Raw genomic sequence first — 14,842 nt, forward strand, 5'->3', positions numbered from 1 at the left:
GCCTCGCCTGCACGCATTTCTGCCCCGACGTTAACGTGACTTTGTCGAACTGGCGCAGACATTTTTGGCACGGATAGTCTTGTTTGACGGGTAAGTACCGGATGTACGCCTCTTCGCGCTGCCCAGGCCAAAAATGACAAGTGATTAACCCAACGGATCTTTTATGCTTGATAGCCTGCTTGTCATTCTTTTACTGATCGTAATCAGTTCATTTTTTTCTCTGTCGGAGATCTCGCTGGCGGCTGCCCGCAAGATCAAACTGAAACTGCTGGCCGATGAAGGCAACATCAACGCGCAGCGCGTGCTGAAGATGCAGGAACAGCTAGGCATGTTCTTCACCGTGGTACAGATTGGCCTCAACGCCGTCGCGATTCTCGGCGGTATCGTCGGCGATGCGGCGTTTTCACCCGCCTTCAGCAGCCTGTTTATTCTGTTTGCCGACCTGACGCCGAAACGCGTCGGCATGATCGCGCCGGAAGCCATTGCGCTGCGCATTATCAATCCGATGCGCTTCTGCCTGCTGATTTTCCGCCCGCTGGTGTGGCTATTCAATAGCCTGGCAAACGTGTTCTTTCGCATCTTTAAGCTGCCGATGGTGCGTAAAGATGACATCACCTCGGATGACATTTACGCGGTGGTAGAAGCGGGCGCGCTGGCCGGCGTGCTGCGCAAGCAGGAGCACGAGCTGATCGAGAATGTTTGAGCTGGAATCACGCACCGTGCCTTCGTCAATGACCTCGCGTGAAAACATCGTGTGGTTCGATCTGCACGAAGACGAAACCAGCCTGAAAACCAAAATCGCGCAACACCCGCATTCGAAGTTTCTGGTGTGCGACGGCGATATCGACCATATCGTCGGTTACGTTGATTCCAAAGAGCTGCTGCTGCGCGTGTTGGGCAACCAGAGCATGACGCTCAACAGCGGCGTGCAGATTCGTTCGGCGCTGATTGTGCCGGACACGCTGACGCTGTCAGAGGCGCTGGAGAGCTTTAAAACCGCCGGCGAAGACTTCGCGGTGATCATGAACGAATATGCGCTGGTGGTCGGGATTATCACGCTCAACGACGTGATGACTACGCTGATGGGTGATCTGGTCGGTCAGGGACTGGAAGAGCAGATTGTGGCGCGTGACGAGAATTCCTAGCTGGTGGAAGGCGGTACGCCGATTGATGACGTCATGAGCGTGCTGGATATCGACGAGTTCCCGCAGTCCGGTAACTACGAGACCATCGGCGGCTTCATGATGTATATGCTGCGTAAGATCCCCAAACGCACCGATTTCGTCAAATTATCCGGCTACAAATTCGAGGTGGTGGATATCGACAGCTACCGCATCGACCAGCTGCTGGTGACGCGCATTGATGACCTCCCGCCGGTGCTGAATGTGTCGAAGAGTACGCTGGATAAGTCTGAAGGGCCTGCCGCGTAGCAGTGATCGTGCGGTTACAGAAAGATTCAGGGCGCCAGCGGCGCCCTTTCTTTCGCTTAGTTGTACTCGGCTTGCAGCCGCAGCACCTGGCGGTTGATTTCTGACATCACGCTAAGGTGCTGTTTATCCTTGACGTGCGGCAACATGACTTTGCCTTTGTCGAACTCAAACGCGCCAACATCCTTGATGTACAACCTTCCTTTAAATAGCGTCTTTACATATCTCGCAATTTGCAGCGGATTATAACGCTGGAAGATCTTCATGCTGTTTAACATCCTAAACAGATGTAATACGCTTCGCCGTTGCCAAATTCGGTACGAGCCCTTGAAGCGCAAATGAGGCATAACCATAGAACATGATTCCTTGCCGATGTTCCGAAAAAATGGATTTTTTACTAAATTGACACATCATTACAGAGAACTCTGTCATAAAGATCACAAAATACAGTATAAACCTTCATTGGTTAAGGAATTGTGGCATGGGTTACAAAGCTGCTATCTCATCGCGACAGGCGCATTATCCACGCCTAATATTGCAAAAACATGAATAACTGGTCGGATCACTAAGGAGCATTACCATGCGTTTGGCACATTCCGTGATAGCCCTGGCGCTGCTGCTGCCCAGCCTTGCCTCAGCTCACGCGTTTAAGGTTGGCGAGCGCGTACCGGCGGTCGGCGTTAACGACAAAGGAGAACTGCTGTATCAGCAGGAGAAGTTTCGCTACCAGCCCTGGAACAGCGCCCAGCTGAGTGGCAAAGTGCGGGTTATCCTGCACATTGCCGGACGCTCGTCAGCCAAAGAACAGAACGCCGCGCTGATTGAAGCCATCAAAGCCGCTCAGCTGCCGCACGACCGCTACCAAACCACCACGGTGGTTAATACCGATGATGCCATTCCCGGCACCGGTATGTTTGTACGCAGCAGCATTGAGAGCAATAAACAGCAGTATCCGTGGTCGCAGTTCATTGTCGACAGCAACGGCAACGCGCGGAAGGCGTGGCAGCTGGAGAAAGGCGGTTCGGCGATTGAGATTCTGGACAAGACCGGCCATGTGCGTTACGCCAAAGACGGTCCGCTGACGCAAGATGAAGTGCAGCAGGCGATGAAACTGATCCATCAGCTGCTGCAGGCGTGATCGCGCCACAGCGGGTGGCGCGCACAGAGTATCAGAACAGCGAGACGCGGAAGCCCGGATTCAGGAACGACTCGCGCGGCGCGTAGTCGAGGGTTTTGCCCTGCCAGTCATGCACGTGTGCGCCAGCGGCAATCGCCACCGCATGGCCGGCACCGGTATCCCAGATATTGGTCGGCCCGAAGCGCGGATAGAGCTGCGCCTTGCCCTCTGCCACCAAGCAGAACTTGAGCGAGGAGCCGATAGCGGTGGTCTGGTGCTCCCCCAGCTGGGTCAGATACTCCTTCAGCTCTTCGTCTTTATCGGCGTGCGAACAGCTCACCACCACCAGCAGCGGCCGCGCTTCACGCACGTGGATCTGCGTGATGTGGCCGCCCTCTTCTTTCCACGCTTTGCCTTCGGCCGCAGAATACATCACCCCCAGCGCCGGCGCGTACACCACGCCCAGCACCGGTTTGCCGTGCTCAATCAGCGCGATATTGACCGTGAACTCGCCGTTACGCTTGATGAACTCTTTGGTGCCGTCGAGCGGATCGACCAGCCAGTATTGCTGCCAGTGCTGACGCACATCCCAGCCGGGTGGATCCTCTTCCGACAGCACCGGCACGTCAGGCGTCAGCGCCGCTAAGCCCTGCACGATAACCTGATGTGCCGTCAGATCGGCCGCCGTGACCGGTGAATCATCCGATTTACGCGTCACGTCCAGCGGTTGTGCGCCATTGTAGACCTGCATAATGGCATCGCCCGCGCTTCGCGCCAGCTGGCAAATTTTATCTAACATTGTTCACCTCATTTCGGCTGATGCTGCCGCTGAAACCCCGGCAGCCCGTCTCCAGATATTTTAGCAGGTGCGCTGTGACAGCCGCAGCTAAGCGTATTCGCTTTTATTATCAATATTATAGTTCGGTCGTGGCAGCTATGGCGCAATGCTGAATGGCAGGCACTCCGTCAGCTTCCGCAGAAAAGAGGCAAAATCCCGAGCCTCATCACAAATTGAAATGATAATTCGTCATGGTTTTACATTATTTTGAGAGGACCATTAAAGCGAACAAGGAGCAAGCCATGTTCAAAGCGAGCATGTCGTTACTGGCACTGTGCGTTGCAGCCGCCACGGTGCAGGCTGCCACGGTGGATTTACGCATTCTGGAAACCACCGATCTGCACAGCAACATGATGGATTTCGATTACTACAAAGACACGCCGACCGAAAAGTTTGGTCTGGTGCGCACCGCCACGCTCATCCAGCAGGCGCGTGACGAAGTACCAAACAGCGTGCTGGTGGATAACGGCGACATTATTCAGGGCAGCCCGCTGGGTGATTACATGGCGGCCAAAGGCCTGCAGCCGGGTGAAATCCATCCGGTGTATAAAGCCCTTATATACGCTGGATTACGCGGTAGGTAATCTGGGCAACCACGAATTTAACTACGGCCTGCCCTATCTGCAGCAGGCAATTGCCGGGGCACGTTTTCCTTACATCAACGCCAACGTTATCGATGAAACCAGTGGCAAACCGCTGTTTACCCCCTATTTAATTAAAGAAACCACGGTAAAAGACCGCGACGGCAAGCCGCATACGCTGAAAATCGGCTATATCGGCTTCGTACCATCGCAGATTATGGTGTGGGATCGCAACAATCTGCAGGGTAAAGTGCGCGTTGATGACATCACCGAGACAGCGAAGCGCTATGTGCCGGAAATGCGCGCAAAAGGTGCTGAAATAATCATCGCCATTCCGCACTCCGGTCTGAGCAGTGAGCCGTACCATGCCATGGCGGAAAACTCGGTGTATTACCTCAGCCAAGTGCCAGGCATCAATGCCATCCTGTTTGGCCATGCGCACGCGGTGTTCCCCGGCAAAGAGTTTGCGGCGATTAAAGGCGCGGATATCGCTCAGGGTACGCTTAATGGCGTACCGGCGGTGATGCCCGGCATGTGGGGCGATCATCTCGGGGTGGTCGACCTAGTGCTGAAAAATGACGGCGGCAACTGGCAGGTGACCTAGGGCAAAGCCGAAGCGCGGCCAATTTACGATGCGGTAGCGAAAAAATCGCTGGCGGCGGAAGATGCCGATCTGGTGAAAGTGCTGGCCGACGATCATCGCGCCACGCGTGAGTTTGTGGCAAAACCGATCGGCAAGTCGGCGGATGTGATGTACAGCTACCTGTCACTGGTGCAGGACGATCCCACCGTGCAGATCGTCAATAATGCGCAGCGTGCTTACGTCGAACGCTTCATTCAGGGCGATCCCGATCTGGGCCGCTTACCGGTGCTCTCGGCAGCGGCACCGTTTAAAGCCGGCGGTCGTAAGAACGACCCGGCCAGCTACGTTGAAGTGGAAAAAGGCGATCTCACCTTCCGTAATGCCGCCGATCTCTATCTCTACCCGAATACGCTGGTGGTGATGAAAGTCAGCGGCGCGCAGGTGAAAGAGTGGCTGGAGTGCTCGGCAGCGCCGTTTAATCAGATCGACGTGCATCGTCGTCAGCCGCAGTCGCTGATCAACTGGGATTTCCGCACCTACAATTTTGATGTGATCGACGGCGTGCAGTATCAGATCGATGTGACGCAACCGGCGCGCTACGACGCCAAGTGCCAGCTGATTAACCCGGCGGCATCACGTATTCAGGATCTGCGCTGGCAGGGCAAACCGATCGATCCCAAAGCGACCTTCCTCGTTGCCACCAATAATTACCGTGCCTGGGGCGGCAAATTTGCCGGTACCGGCGAGCAGTATGTCGCGTTTGCCTCGCCGGATGAGAACCGCTCGGTGGTGGCCGCCTACATCAGCAACGAAACCCGCACTCACGGCGCGGTGCAGCCACAGGCCGATCACAACTGGCGGCTGGCACCGATCGCCAGCGCAACGCCGCTGGATATTCGCTTTGAGACCGCGCCGGCCGCAAAAGCCACGCAGTTTATTGAGAAGTATGCTGATTATCCGATGAAAGCCGTCGGCAGTGACGAAACGGGCTTTGCAATCTGGCAGGTAGATCTACAGAAGCAGGCAGAGAATAAATAGTGACCGCGGGCGCCAGATACGGCGCCCGCCTTGTATTACAGAATTTCCAGCAGCTCGACTTCGAAAATCAGGGTGCTGAATGGCGGGATGGAGGCACCCGCGCCGCGCTCGCCGTAAGCGAGATTGTGCGGAATGGCCAACTCCCACTTCGAACCAACCGGCATCAGGATCAGCGCTTCAATCCAGCCGGCAATCACACCGCTGACCGGGAATTCAGCCGGTTCGCCACGGGCAACGGAGCTATCAAACACAGTGCCGTCAATCAGCTTACCGGTGTAGTGCACGCGTACGCGATCCTGACGTGATGGGATCGGGCCATCGCCCTGGGTAATGACGCTGAACTGCAGACCGGATTCGGTGCTGCTCACGCTTTCACGCTGTGCATTCTGCTCGAGGAACTGCTGGCCTTCAGCCGCCATGGCTTCGACGCGCTCACGACGTACGCCTTCGGCACGCTCGTGGACTTCACGCAGCGCACGGTGTACCACGTCAACCGGAACTGCCGGTGAGTTCCCTTCCAGCGCGTCGCGCAGGCCTGCAAGCAGCGCTTCTGGCTGCAGACCCTGCAGTCCAGACTCTTGCAGCTGCTGACCAACCTGTAAACCGATACCGTAACTTGCTTGTGATTCGACGCTGTCAAATGAAGGGGTCGTCATCTTGTTTCCTTAATCCCGGAGAAAATAGAACCGGCAGCATAACAGCGCAGGCGGCTGGCGTAAAATCTCGCGCGCCGCGGATGACATTTCCCGGGGAAAGAGAAACAATATGCAGGTCAAATTTTTCAATGCTGGCAGGCACTTCGCGCCCGCTTTGCCCATACTATAGAACAAGAGAGCATCCATGGGCCAAATCGCCCCACGACGTCGCAGGACGCGCGCACCGCGTACCTTATTTTCCCGGTTGCAACGCTGGCTGCCTGACAGGCGCGTCACTACCGCCAGCGAGGAGGAGGAAAGAATGGCTTCTGAAACCCCGTCGCGTATACCCGCTGTGCTGCAGCGCATCTGGCACGTGCTGGATAACGTACGCTGGATGGATCCGCTGCCGCCGCTGCACCGACGCGGTATCGTTATTGCCCTGCTGGTGATGCTGCTGGCGTTTCTCTGGCCTACCAGCACGCCGCAGTATCCGGTAGAGCGTCCGGCAGAGAGCTGCGGCAAAGAGGTGCCGATGCAAGCGGAAATCTACGATAACAATGCGCAGCCGCCGCAGAATACGACGCCGAAGAGTGATGCCCAGGGCGAATGGCACAGCTATACCGTGGCATCGGGCCAGACGCTGGCGCAGCTGTTCCGTGACAACAATCTGCCGGTCAATGATGTGTTCGCCATGGCGCGGGTGGAAGGCGATGGACAGCCGCTGAGCGCGCTGCAGAGTGGTCAGCAGGTGAAGATTCGTCAGAACGCGCAGGGCGTGGTGACCGGCTTAACGGTCGAGAGCAGTAACGGTCCGGTGCTGTTTACCCGCCAGCCGGACGGCAGCTTTATCCGCGCGCAGTAAGCGACAGAAACAAAAACGCCGGCACAAGGCCGGCGCTTTCAAACTAAGTAAAAAATTACTCAGCTACTACATTCACAACCAGTTTCGCGAACACTTTGCTGTGAACCTGGAAGTCAACTTCGTGCTCACCGGTGGTGCGCAGAACGCCGTTTGGCAGGCGAACTTCGCTCTTCGCTACTTCAACGCCAGCTGCAGTGACTGCATCAGCGATGTCGCGGGTACCGATGGAACCGAACAGTTTACCTTCGTCGCCTGCTTTAGACGCGAGAGTAACGGTGCCCAGTGCGTTGATTTTCTCTGCACGTGCGTTAGCAGCAGCCAGAACGTCAGCCAGTTTGGCTTCCAGTTCAGCGCGACGCGCTTCGAATAACTCAACGTTTTTCTTGGTAGCAGGAACAGCTTTACCCTGTGGAACCAGGAAGTTACGAGCGTAGCCCGCTTTAACGTTAACCTGATCACCCAAGCTGCCCAAGTTTGCTACTTTATCAAGCAGAATAACTTGCATTACCTTATCCTCTTAAAGTCGTTAATGCACAGTTGCCGATTACTGATGACGATCAGTGTACGGCAGCAGAGACAGGTAACGCGCGCGCTTGATAGCACGAGCCAGCTGACGCTGGTATTTTGCACAAGTACCGGTGATACGGCTTGGAACAATCTTGCCGCTTTCAGTGATGTAGTTTTTCAGCGTTGCGATATCTTTATAATCGATCTCTTGAACGCCTTCCGCGGTGAAACGGCAGAACTTGCGACGACGGAAATAACGTGCCATTTGGCTAGTCTCCAGAATCTATCAATTCAATCTGCTCGGCATGTAACACAAGTTTGCTCTGGCCATTGCGTGCCTGATGGCAGCTAATAAAACCTTCGAGTGTGAGTTGCGTGCCGACCGTTATATGTCGAGTAATCGCCTGATGGGCGCTGCCGCTGATAATCACCGGCATCTGACACCAGGCTTGCCGGTGAAACCCGGCTTCCTCCTGCACAGAACGATGCTCAAGCACGAACTGGCAGTGAGGAATCCCTGACGGACTGACTTTTCGAACTGGCGTCTTGCACACAGTGCCAGACAGGCGCAGCCGATTGGCCGTCATCGTGGATTACTCTTCAGAATCCCCAGCATCTGAGTCTTCTGCCGATTCGTTAGCGAAGTCTTCGCGGCGCTCACGACGCTCGTCTTTCGCTTTAACCATCGGAGAAGCTTCAGTTACCGCGTGCTTAACGCGCATAACCATGCTGCGGATAACGGCGTCGTTGAAGCGGAAGTTAGTTTCCAGCTCGTCGATCACTTCCTGTGGTGCTTCTACGTTCAGCAGAACGTAGTGTGCTTTGTGCAGTTTGTTGATCGGGTAAGCCAGCTGACGGCGACCCCAGTCTTCCAGACGGTGGATCGTGCCCTGTGCACCAGTGATAGCACCAGTGTAACGCTCGATCATGCCCGGAACCTGCTCGCTCTGGTCAGGATGGACCATAAATACGATTTCGTAATGACACATCGATAGCTCCTTACGGATTATTCAGCCTCCTGTCAGGGTCAGCTGCGGCCCACGGAAGCAAGGAACGTTATAAGTTGCGAATCACCCAAAAGATGAAACACACCTCTGAATGCAGCTGAAAAATTGACGCGTAATCATACTGACCTCGCCGGGGAAACTCAAGCGCACAATTCATCAAATTGTCGCCGTCGTGCCAGGCGGGGACCCCTTTTGTGCTAAGGATTGAAATTCAGCAGGTTAGTCGGAGATTGTTCAAAATAACTGAAAGAGGCGTTCAGCACGACGATCTGGCATCGTATTGGTGAAGAACTAAACTATCTACAGGCGCAACGGTTTGGCTTAATCAGCGCGCCTGAGAGTGAAATCCCTGGAGTGAGGAGTCGATTATGAAAGCTGTCATTATCGCCACTTTACTGGGTCTCTTCCTGTCTACCCCCGCTCTTGTCAGCTCCGCTGACCAGGCGCTGCAGATGAGAAGTAACAGCAGCAAAGCGGCTTCAGGCTATGTCTACGTTAACCGGCTGGATGCGCCAGGCGGGTAACCCGGTCAGCGCGAACACCAGCGCCGCCGACCGTTTGTCGTCACAACTGTAGTCCGGCCTGTCTTAAGGGCTGGCGTGATCCATGCCGCCAGCCCGTTCCGTTTTACAAATGATGTTTAAAGAAACTGACCAGCGCGGTGAGTGCCGGCGGCGTGATTTTATGCCCGATCTGCTTTTCCGCCAGAAAGGTGAGCCGGCTGTCGAGTTGCGCCTCGCGCAACGCCTTCTCCAGCCGTACCGTTTCGGCAAACGGTACGACTTCATCCGCTTCACCGTGCCATAACAGCAGCGGACGGTTAGCCAGCTGCGCCAGCTGCTGACAGGGATCGTAGGCCGCCAGCGGGGCCAGCCGCGCCTGTAACGCCTCTTTTTGCTCTAGCGTGTGCGCCACCAGCAGCGGGAACAGCGTCTGACTGAGCTGCATGAAGTAGCCGGAGCCCATCAGACAGGCAACGCTGTGCAGGTGTGGATAGCGCGCCATCGCGCCCAGCGCGGTCATGCCGCCCATTGAGGCGCCGGCAATGGCGAAACGCTCGTCCGCCACCCAATCGTTGTCGCGCAGCGCCGCTTCCAGCAGCGGCACTTCACCTATGTTCTGGCGCAAAATCTCCCAGAAGTGCGTCATGTGCGCGTCGGTATCACCGTTGTAGCGCGCGCCGTGCATCTCTGCATCCGGCATCACCACGCGGAAACCGGCCTGCGCCAGCACCACGGCAAAGTAGCTGTACACCTCTTTGGACGAGGTAAATCCGTGATAAACCAGGATGGTGGGTAAGCGCGCCAGCCGCTGTCCGGCCGGTGCCGCGTGAATACACTCAATGCCCGCCAGGTTCTCCGTTGCCAACTCAATCATACCGTCTCCGTTGAGAATGATTATCACTGGTCTCAGTGTACGTGCTGCCGGCCAAAACGCGAGTCACATCACATTTATTTCGATTAATTTCTGCCCTAAACATTTGCCGCATTTTGCCGTTGATCCTGTACCCCTCCAGTTATTTATTAAAGGTACTTTATGAAGCGTCTCTCTCTCAGCGCCATGAGTCTCGGAATTAAGCTGTCTGTATTGACGTCTTTCAGTGTGGCAATTGTGCTGTTTGCCCTGACGTTAACGCTCAGCCATAACGCCGCGCGCCAGCTGGAGCAGCTGGCTGTCGACGATATGCAAAACCAGGTGCTCGGCATTAATGAAATGGCCACGATGTTTAACGCGACCTTATCGGAAGAAGTGGCGAACTATACCCGGCTGTTTCAGAGCTTTTTACCCAAACGATTCAGCCGTGACGACAGCTCACGCATTCAGGTGGGATCGTTCAGTACGCCGACGCTGCGTGCCGGGCTGAAAACCCTCAACCTCGATCAGATCGCCGTGGACGATTTTCTCGATAGTACTTGTGCAGTCTCCACCATTTTTGTGCGCGACGGCGAGGATTACATTCGCATCGCGACCTCACTGAAGAAAGAGGATGGCAGTTGCGCGGTGAGCACCCAGCTTGATCGCAGCAGCGCGGCGTGGCGCAGCGTGAATAAGGGCGAAGTGTATCGCGGCCTGGCGACGTTGTTCGGCCATCGCTACATCAACCCAATACTAGCCGGTGCAGGACGACAGCGGCGCAGTGATCGCCATTCTGTTTGTTGGCGTGCAGATTGATAAACAGTACGCGCTGATGCGGGAGAAATTGCTAGCGCGACGTCTCGGCGACAGCGGCAGCTTCTTCGTGCTGAACGGCACGCCGGGCAGCGCACAGGGCCAGTATCTGTTTGCCCGTCAGTCAGAAGGCAAGCTGCCGGACTGGGATCGCAGCGTACAACAGCAGATCCTGACGCAGCCGCACGGCCTGCTGGAGATCGCGCATCAGGGCGAGACCCGCCTGCTGGCGTGGCAGCAACTGCCGGGCTGGAACTGGATTATCGCCGGTGAAGTCAGCCGTGCCAGCCTGCTGGCACCGATCACCCACAGCCGCAATCTGTTCATGCTGATTGGCCTGGCGCTGGTGCTCGCCTTTGCCATTGGCTTTGTGCTTTATAGCCGGCGCGCCATTACCCGGCCGCTGCAGCAGGTGATCCATCTGGCCGAGCAGTATGCGGCGGGTAATCTGCAGGCGCACCTCGACTCAGCGCGCCGCGACGAGATCGGCCAGCTGGTGAGCGCGATTAACGGCATTGGCGACGGCCTGGAGAAAGTGGTAGGCTAGGTACGCGCCGCCGCGCGTGAGATCAGCGACGGCACCGACACCATTGCGGCCAGCAGTTCCAGCATCAGCGAGCAGATTGGCCGCCAGGCGAGCAGCGTCGAAGAGACCTCGGCCAGCATGGAGCAGTTTGGCGCAACCGTGGCGCAAACCGCCGCTAACGTGCGTCAGGCGATGGCGCTGGTCGGTGAAGCCGCCAGCACCGTCAGCTAGGGCGGCAGCACCGTGGCGCGCTCGGTAGAGACCATGGCGGAGATTCGCATTGCCTCGCAGAGCATCGCCGACATTACCCACGTGATCGAGTCGATTGCCTTCCTGACCAATATTCTGGCGCTCAACGCTGCGGTTGAGGCGGCGCGCGCCGGTGAGCACGGCAAAGGCTTCGCGGTCGTCGCTGCGGAAGTGCGTGCACTGGCGCAGCGCCAATGCGGCGAAGGAGATTGACGGGCTGATCGCCAGTTCGATCGACAAAGTGGCCGCCGGCCATGCGCTCTCGGAACAAACACGTGACGCCATGAGCCATATTGTCAGCCATATCGAACAGGTGAAAACCCTGATGGGAGAAATCAATATCGCCGCCCAGGAGCAGGCTGCGGGCATTGGTCAGGTCAATCTAGCGATGAACCACATCAGCCACGCGACCCATCAGAGCAGCGATATGATTAACCAGTCCGAGCACACGGCGCAGCACCTGAGTCAGAAAGGCCATCATCTGACCCAGCTGGTGAGTATTTTCCGCCTCAACGACTGATGAGCCGGGGCAGATGGCTTACACTTGAGTTATCTGCCTGTTTTCCGGAGCCACCATGCGTACGCTTATTCTGCTGCTGGGCCTGCTGCTGAGCGGCTGTGCCGCACTGCACACCACGCCACAGCCACCCCCGGCGCCCACTACTCAGGCGCAGGAGATCACCCGCGCGCAAAGCCACGGCCTGCCGAAACTCGGCACCGTCAGCGCCCATTAACGCGGCTCGCCAGATGATGTGCAGCGCGCGATCGCTGCACGCGCCAATCAGAGCGGTGCGGTTTACTATCAGATCCTGATGGTCGATGAGACCACCATGCCTGGCTTCTGGTACGCCACCGCCATTCTGTACGGTGCGCCCTCAGGCGGCAGTGGCACGCTGCAGTAAGCGTGCGCTCAGATCATCACTCAGCACCTGCGCCGGGCGCGATGAGAGATAACGCGCGCACCAGCTGTCCGCCAGCGGCGGTTCTGCCGCTTTCAGCAGCACCGCTGCACTCGCCAGCCGAATCAGCATGTCACTGACCTGCCGTCCCTGCTCTTCGCGCAGGTTGCCGAGCTGCAGACGCAGCTGACGCCAGCAGCGATCGAAGTGGCGATTGCTGCCCTTCACCGCATCAAACTCATCCTGCAACATGCTAAGTTACCCGAGCCCTCCCAGATGCTGTTCACCGGCATCTCGCGATACAGGCGCGGCAGTTCACTCTCTTCGCAGTAGCCAATGCCGCCCAGCACCTCCATGGCTTCAGCCACAAACGGCATACCGGCTTTGCAGATAACGAACTTGGCCGCCGGGGTGAACAGGCGTGCATACAGCCGTTCATGCGCGCTGGCGGGCGTTGACCAGGCGCGCGCCAGACGCAGCAGCAGCGCGGTTTGTCCCTGCAGCTGCAGTGCCTGCTGCGCCAGCACCGCGCGCATCAGCGGCTGATCGCTGAGGTTTTTGCCCATCACCTGACGCTGCCCGGCATGATGCAGCGCTATCGCCAGCGCTCGCCGCATCTGGCCATGGCTGCCGAGCACGCAGTCAAAGCGCGTCATACCACCCATTTTCAGGATCAGCCGCACGCCATCGCCCTCCTCACCCATCAACCAGCCGAGGGCATCCTGAAACTCCACTTCGGCACTGGCATTAGCACGGTTGCCCAGCTTGTCTTTCAGGCGTTCAAGGCGAATGGCGTTGCGCGTGCCGTCCGGCAGCAGGCGCGGCAGAAAGAAGCAGCTCAGCCCCGCGGCGGTCTGCGCCAGAATCAGGTGCGCGTCGCTTTGCGGCACCGAGAAGAACCACTTGTGGCCGGTGATGCGCCAGGGTTCGCCCGGCGCACGCGTGCCAGGCGGTTCGGCGCGTATGGTGTTGCTCAACACATCGGTGCCGCCCTGCTTCTCCGTCATGCCCATGCCAGTCGGCGTAGGGAGCGGGCAGATGGGTTTGCAGCAGCGGGATCGCGGCGTGAGTCATGGTTACCGGGCAGAGTGAACCGGCTTCCACCTGCGCATGCAGAATGAAACGCGCCGCGCGCGCCACCATGGCGCTGCCCTGCACGTCAGGCTGCCAGCTCAGGTTATGTAACCGGCTGGCGCACACGCCCTGCATCAGAAGATGCCAGGCAGGATGAAAGCGCACCTCGTCGAGCCGCTCACCGCGCGCATCGTAACGCAGCAGCTCCGGCGGCTGTGCATTGGCCAGACGACCTAATTCCAGTGACTCCGCGCTACCGAGCTGCAGGCCGACAGACGCCAGCCATTCGCGGTCCCAGCCGGCGCCTTCACGTACCACCGCCTCGCACAGCGCGCTGTCGCCGGTGAAGAGATTGCTGTTGCTGAGCGGAGATGGTTGATTGAATACGCTGTGAGTGGTCCAGGCCATGGCACTCTCCTCTCCTGTTGCCCGTACTGATGTGGCTATAAGTATGGAGAGGATGTGCAGTTATGCTTGGTACAGCTGAGGTTTTGCGGCGGCGATCACGCCTGGCGCTGACGCACCGCTTCGAACAGACAAACGCCGGTGGCCACCGAAACGTTGAGGGAAGAGACGCTGCCGGCCATCGGGATGCTGATCAGCTCATCGCAGTGTTCGCGCGTCAGGCGGCGCATGCCTTCCCCTTCCGCCCCCATCACCAGCACCATCGCTCCGGTCATTTTGCTCTGATACAGATTGTGGTCTGCTTCACCGGCCGTGCCGACGATCCAGACGTTGTACTCCTGCAGGAGACGCATGGTGCGCGCCAGATTGGTGACGCGAATCAGCGGCACGTTTTCCGCCGCCCCGCTGGCGACTTTTTTCGCCGTGGCGTTGAGCGGTGCCGAACGGTCTTTCGGCACGATCACCGCATGCACACCCGCCGCATCGGCGCTGCGCAGGCAGGCGCCCAGGTTATGCGGATCGGTGACGCCATCCAGAATCAGCAGGAACGGCTGATCCAGTGAGGCCAGCAGATCCGGCAGATCGCCTTCCTGATAGTTTTTACCCGGCTTGACGCGCGCCACGATACCCTGGTGCACGCCGCCTTCAACCTGACCGTCGAGCCACTGGCGGTTGGCCAGCTGAATCACAATTCCCTGAGCTTCCAGTGCGGCGATCAGCGGCTGCAGGCGGCGGTCATCGCGGCCTTTAAGGATAAAGACTTCCTGAAAACGCTGGGGATCACGCTCCAGCAGTGCCTGCACGGCGTGAATGCCAAAAATTATTTCACTCATTACTTTGCTCAAGGTTGGATGTATATCGTTGAATACAGAACATTAATCAGGCTGCGCATCGGGGCGCAGCCTGCGAAACAGGGCTGAGC

11 protein-coding genes and 6 pseudogenes are annotated in these 14,842 nt (G+C 57.5%); 7 read left to right on the forward strand and 10 right to left on the reverse strand.

All coding sequences use genetic code 11. The annotated features are described in order from the left end of the window. Positions 1–163: 163 nt before the first annotated feature. A pseudogene (gene paeA / locus AC6I8M_RS21290) lies at positions 164–1,430 on the forward strand (polyamine export protein PaeA). Positions 1,431–1,486: 56 nt separating this feature from the next. Here the strand turns inward: paeA and AC6I8M_RS21295 are convergent. After that, the gene (locus tag AC6I8M_RS21295) at positions 1,487–1,693 is read right to left on the reverse strand and encodes a DUF1107 domain-containing protein (RefSeq protein ID WP_010617983.1); all 207 of its coding nucleotides are present in this window, start codon (positions 1,691–1,693) and stop codon (positions 1,487–1,489) included. Between the two features lie 314 nt (positions 1,694–2,007). Between AC6I8M_RS21295 and AC6I8M_RS21300 the strand changes: the two genes are divergently transcribed. After that, a complete protein-coding gene (locus AC6I8M_RS21300; protein ID WP_010617984.1) occupies positions 2,008–2,565 on the forward strand; it encodes a YtfJ family protein in 558 nt (185 codons plus the stop codon). Positions 2,566–2,596: 31 nt separating this feature from the next. Here the strand turns inward: AC6I8M_RS21300 and cysQ are convergent, their stop codons facing one another. Beyond that, positions 2,597–3,343, reverse strand: coding sequence for a 3'(2'),5'-bisphosphate nucleotidase CysQ (gene cysQ / locus AC6I8M_RS21305; RefSeq protein ID WP_010617985.1), 747 nt, complete (start codon positions 3,341–3,343; stop codon positions 2,597–2,599). Positions 3,344–3,624: 281 nt separating this feature from the next. On the opposite strand from cysQ, the pseudogene AC6I8M_RS21310 reads away from it, so the two are divergent. After that, positions 3,625–5,584, forward strand: a pseudogene (locus tag AC6I8M_RS21310) (bifunctional 2',3'-cyclic-nucleotide 2'-phosphodiesterase/3'-nucleotidase). Positions 5,585–5,619: 35 nt separating this feature from the next. Here the strand turns inward: AC6I8M_RS21310 and bamJ are convergent. Continuing rightward, positions 5,620–6,240, reverse strand: a complete 621-nt coding sequence (gene bamJ / locus AC6I8M_RS21315) for a BamJ family beta-barrel-assembly machinery protein (protein WP_010617987.1) — start codon at positions 6,238–6,240, stop codon at positions 5,620–5,622. A gap of 184 nt (positions 6,241–6,424) precedes the next feature. Between bamJ and AC6I8M_RS21320 the strand changes: the two genes are divergently transcribed. Next, complete coding sequence (locus AC6I8M_RS21320; protein WP_153005932.1) at positions 6,425–7,084, forward strand: LysM-like peptidoglycan-binding domain-containing protein; 660 nt, start codon at positions 6,425–6,427, stop codon at positions 7,082–7,084. A 55-nt stretch (positions 7,085–7,139) separates the two neighbouring features. Here AC6I8M_RS21320 and rplI read toward each other — a convergent pair whose 3' ends face one another. From rplI to rpsF, 4 genes are read right to left on the reverse strand one after another with little or no spacing between them, the layout of a single operon-like run. Continuing rightward, complete coding sequence (gene rplI / locus AC6I8M_RS21325) at positions 7,140–7,589, reverse strand: 50S ribosomal protein L9 (RefSeq protein WP_010617989.1); 450 nt, start codon at positions 7,587–7,589, stop codon at positions 7,140–7,142. Positions 7,590–7,628: 39 nt separating this feature from the next. Further along, complete coding sequence (rpsR, locus tag AC6I8M_RS21330; protein ID WP_010617990.1) at positions 7,629–7,856, reverse strand: 30S ribosomal protein S18; 228 nt, start codon at positions 7,854–7,856, stop codon at positions 7,629–7,631. Between the two features lie 4 nt (positions 7,857–7,860). Next, positions 7,861–8,178: a primosomal replication protein N gene (priB, locus tag AC6I8M_RS21335; RefSeq protein ID WP_010617991.1), complete on the reverse strand. Its 318-nt coding sequence runs from the start codon at positions 8,176–8,178 to the stop codon at positions 7,861–7,863. Positions 8,179–8,184: 6 nt separating this feature from the next. Continuing rightward, on the reverse strand, positions 8,185–8,580 hold the full coding sequence (gene rpsF / locus AC6I8M_RS21340; protein WP_010617992.1) for a 30S ribosomal protein S6: 396 nt from the start codon (positions 8,578–8,580) through the stop codon (positions 8,185–8,187). A gap of 386 nt (positions 8,581–8,966) precedes the next feature. Between rpsF and AC6I8M_RS21345 the strand changes: the two are divergent. Continuing rightward, positions 8,967–9,174, forward strand: a pseudogene (locus AC6I8M_RS21345) (hypothetical protein). A gap of 51 nt (positions 9,175–9,225) precedes the next feature. Here the strand turns inward: AC6I8M_RS21345 and yjfP are convergent. Continuing rightward, entirely contained in the window at positions 9,226–9,975 is a 750-nt protein-coding gene (gene yjfP / locus AC6I8M_RS21350; RefSeq protein ID WP_010617994.1) for an esterase, read from the reverse strand. Positions 9,976–10,134: 159 nt separating this feature from the next. Here yjfP and AC6I8M_RS21355 point away from each other — a divergent pair. Further along, positions 10,135–12,062 (forward strand): annotated as a pseudogene (locus AC6I8M_RS21355) (methyl-accepting chemotaxis protein). A gap of 55 nt (positions 12,063–12,117) precedes the next feature. Beyond that, positions 12,118–12,444, forward strand: a pseudogene (gene bsmA / locus AC6I8M_RS21360) (biofilm peroxide resistance protein BsmA). On the opposite strand, the pseudogene AC6I8M_RS21365 reads toward bsmA, so the two are convergent. Then, positions 12,418–13,923 (reverse strand): annotated as a pseudogene (locus tag AC6I8M_RS21365) (isovaleryl-CoA dehydrogenase). The pseudogenes bsmA and AC6I8M_RS21365 overlap by 27 nt on opposite strands. Before the next feature lie 95 nt (positions 13,924–14,018). Then, a complete protein-coding gene (rlmB, locus tag AC6I8M_RS21370) occupies positions 14,019–14,753 on the reverse strand; it encodes a 23S rRNA (guanosine(2251)-2'-O)-methyltransferase RlmB (RefSeq protein WP_010617999.1) in 735 nt (244 codons plus the stop codon). Positions 14,754–14,842 lie beyond the last annotated feature (89 nt).

It is taken from the genome of Type-A symbiont of Plautia stali (assembly GCF_059731155.1).

What these genes read in the sequence shown, in the direction of transcription:
- AC6I8M_RS21295 (WP_010617983.1), bottom strand. Translation starts at nt 1,693, where the DNA reads ATGAAGATCTTCCAGCGTTATAATCCGCTGCAAATTGCGAGATATGTA.
- AC6I8M_RS21300 (WP_010617984.1), top strand. Translation starts at nt 2,008, where the DNA reads ATGCGTTTGGCACATTCCGTGATAGCCCTGGCGCTGCTGCTGCCCAGC.
- cysQ (WP_010617985.1), bottom strand. Translation starts at nt 3,343, where the DNA reads ATGTTAGATAAAATTTGCCAGCTGGCGCGAAGCGCGGGCGATGCCATT.
- bamJ (WP_010617987.1), bottom strand. Translation starts at nt 6,240, where the DNA reads ATGACGACCCCTTCATTTGACAGCGTCGAATCACAAGCAAGTTACGGT.
- AC6I8M_RS21320 (WP_153005932.1), top strand. Translation starts at nt 6,425, where the DNA reads ATGGGCCAAATCGCCCCACGACGTCGCAGGACGCGCGCACCGCGTACC.
- rplI (WP_010617989.1), bottom strand. Translation starts at nt 7,589, where the DNA reads ATGCAAGTTATTCTGCTTGATAAAGTAGCAAACTTGGGCAGCTTGGGT.
- rpsR (WP_010617990.1), bottom strand. Translation starts at nt 7,856, where the DNA reads ATGGCACGTTATTTCCGTCGTCGCAAGTTCTGCCGTTTCACCGCGGAA.
- priB (WP_010617991.1), bottom strand. Translation starts at nt 8,178, where the DNA reads ATGACGGCCAATCGGCTGCGCCTGTCTGGCACTGTGTGCAAGACGCCA.
- rpsF (WP_010617992.1), bottom strand. Translation starts at nt 8,580, where the DNA reads ATGTGTCATTACGAAATCGTATTTATGGTCCATCCTGACCAGAGCGAG.
- yjfP (WP_010617994.1), bottom strand. Translation starts at nt 9,975, where the DNA reads ATGATTGAGTTGGCAACGGAGAACCTGGCGGGCATTGAGTGTATTCAC.
- rlmB (WP_010617999.1), bottom strand. Translation starts at nt 14,753, where the DNA reads ATGAGTGAAATAATTTTTGGCATTCACGCCGTGCAGGCACTGCTGGAG.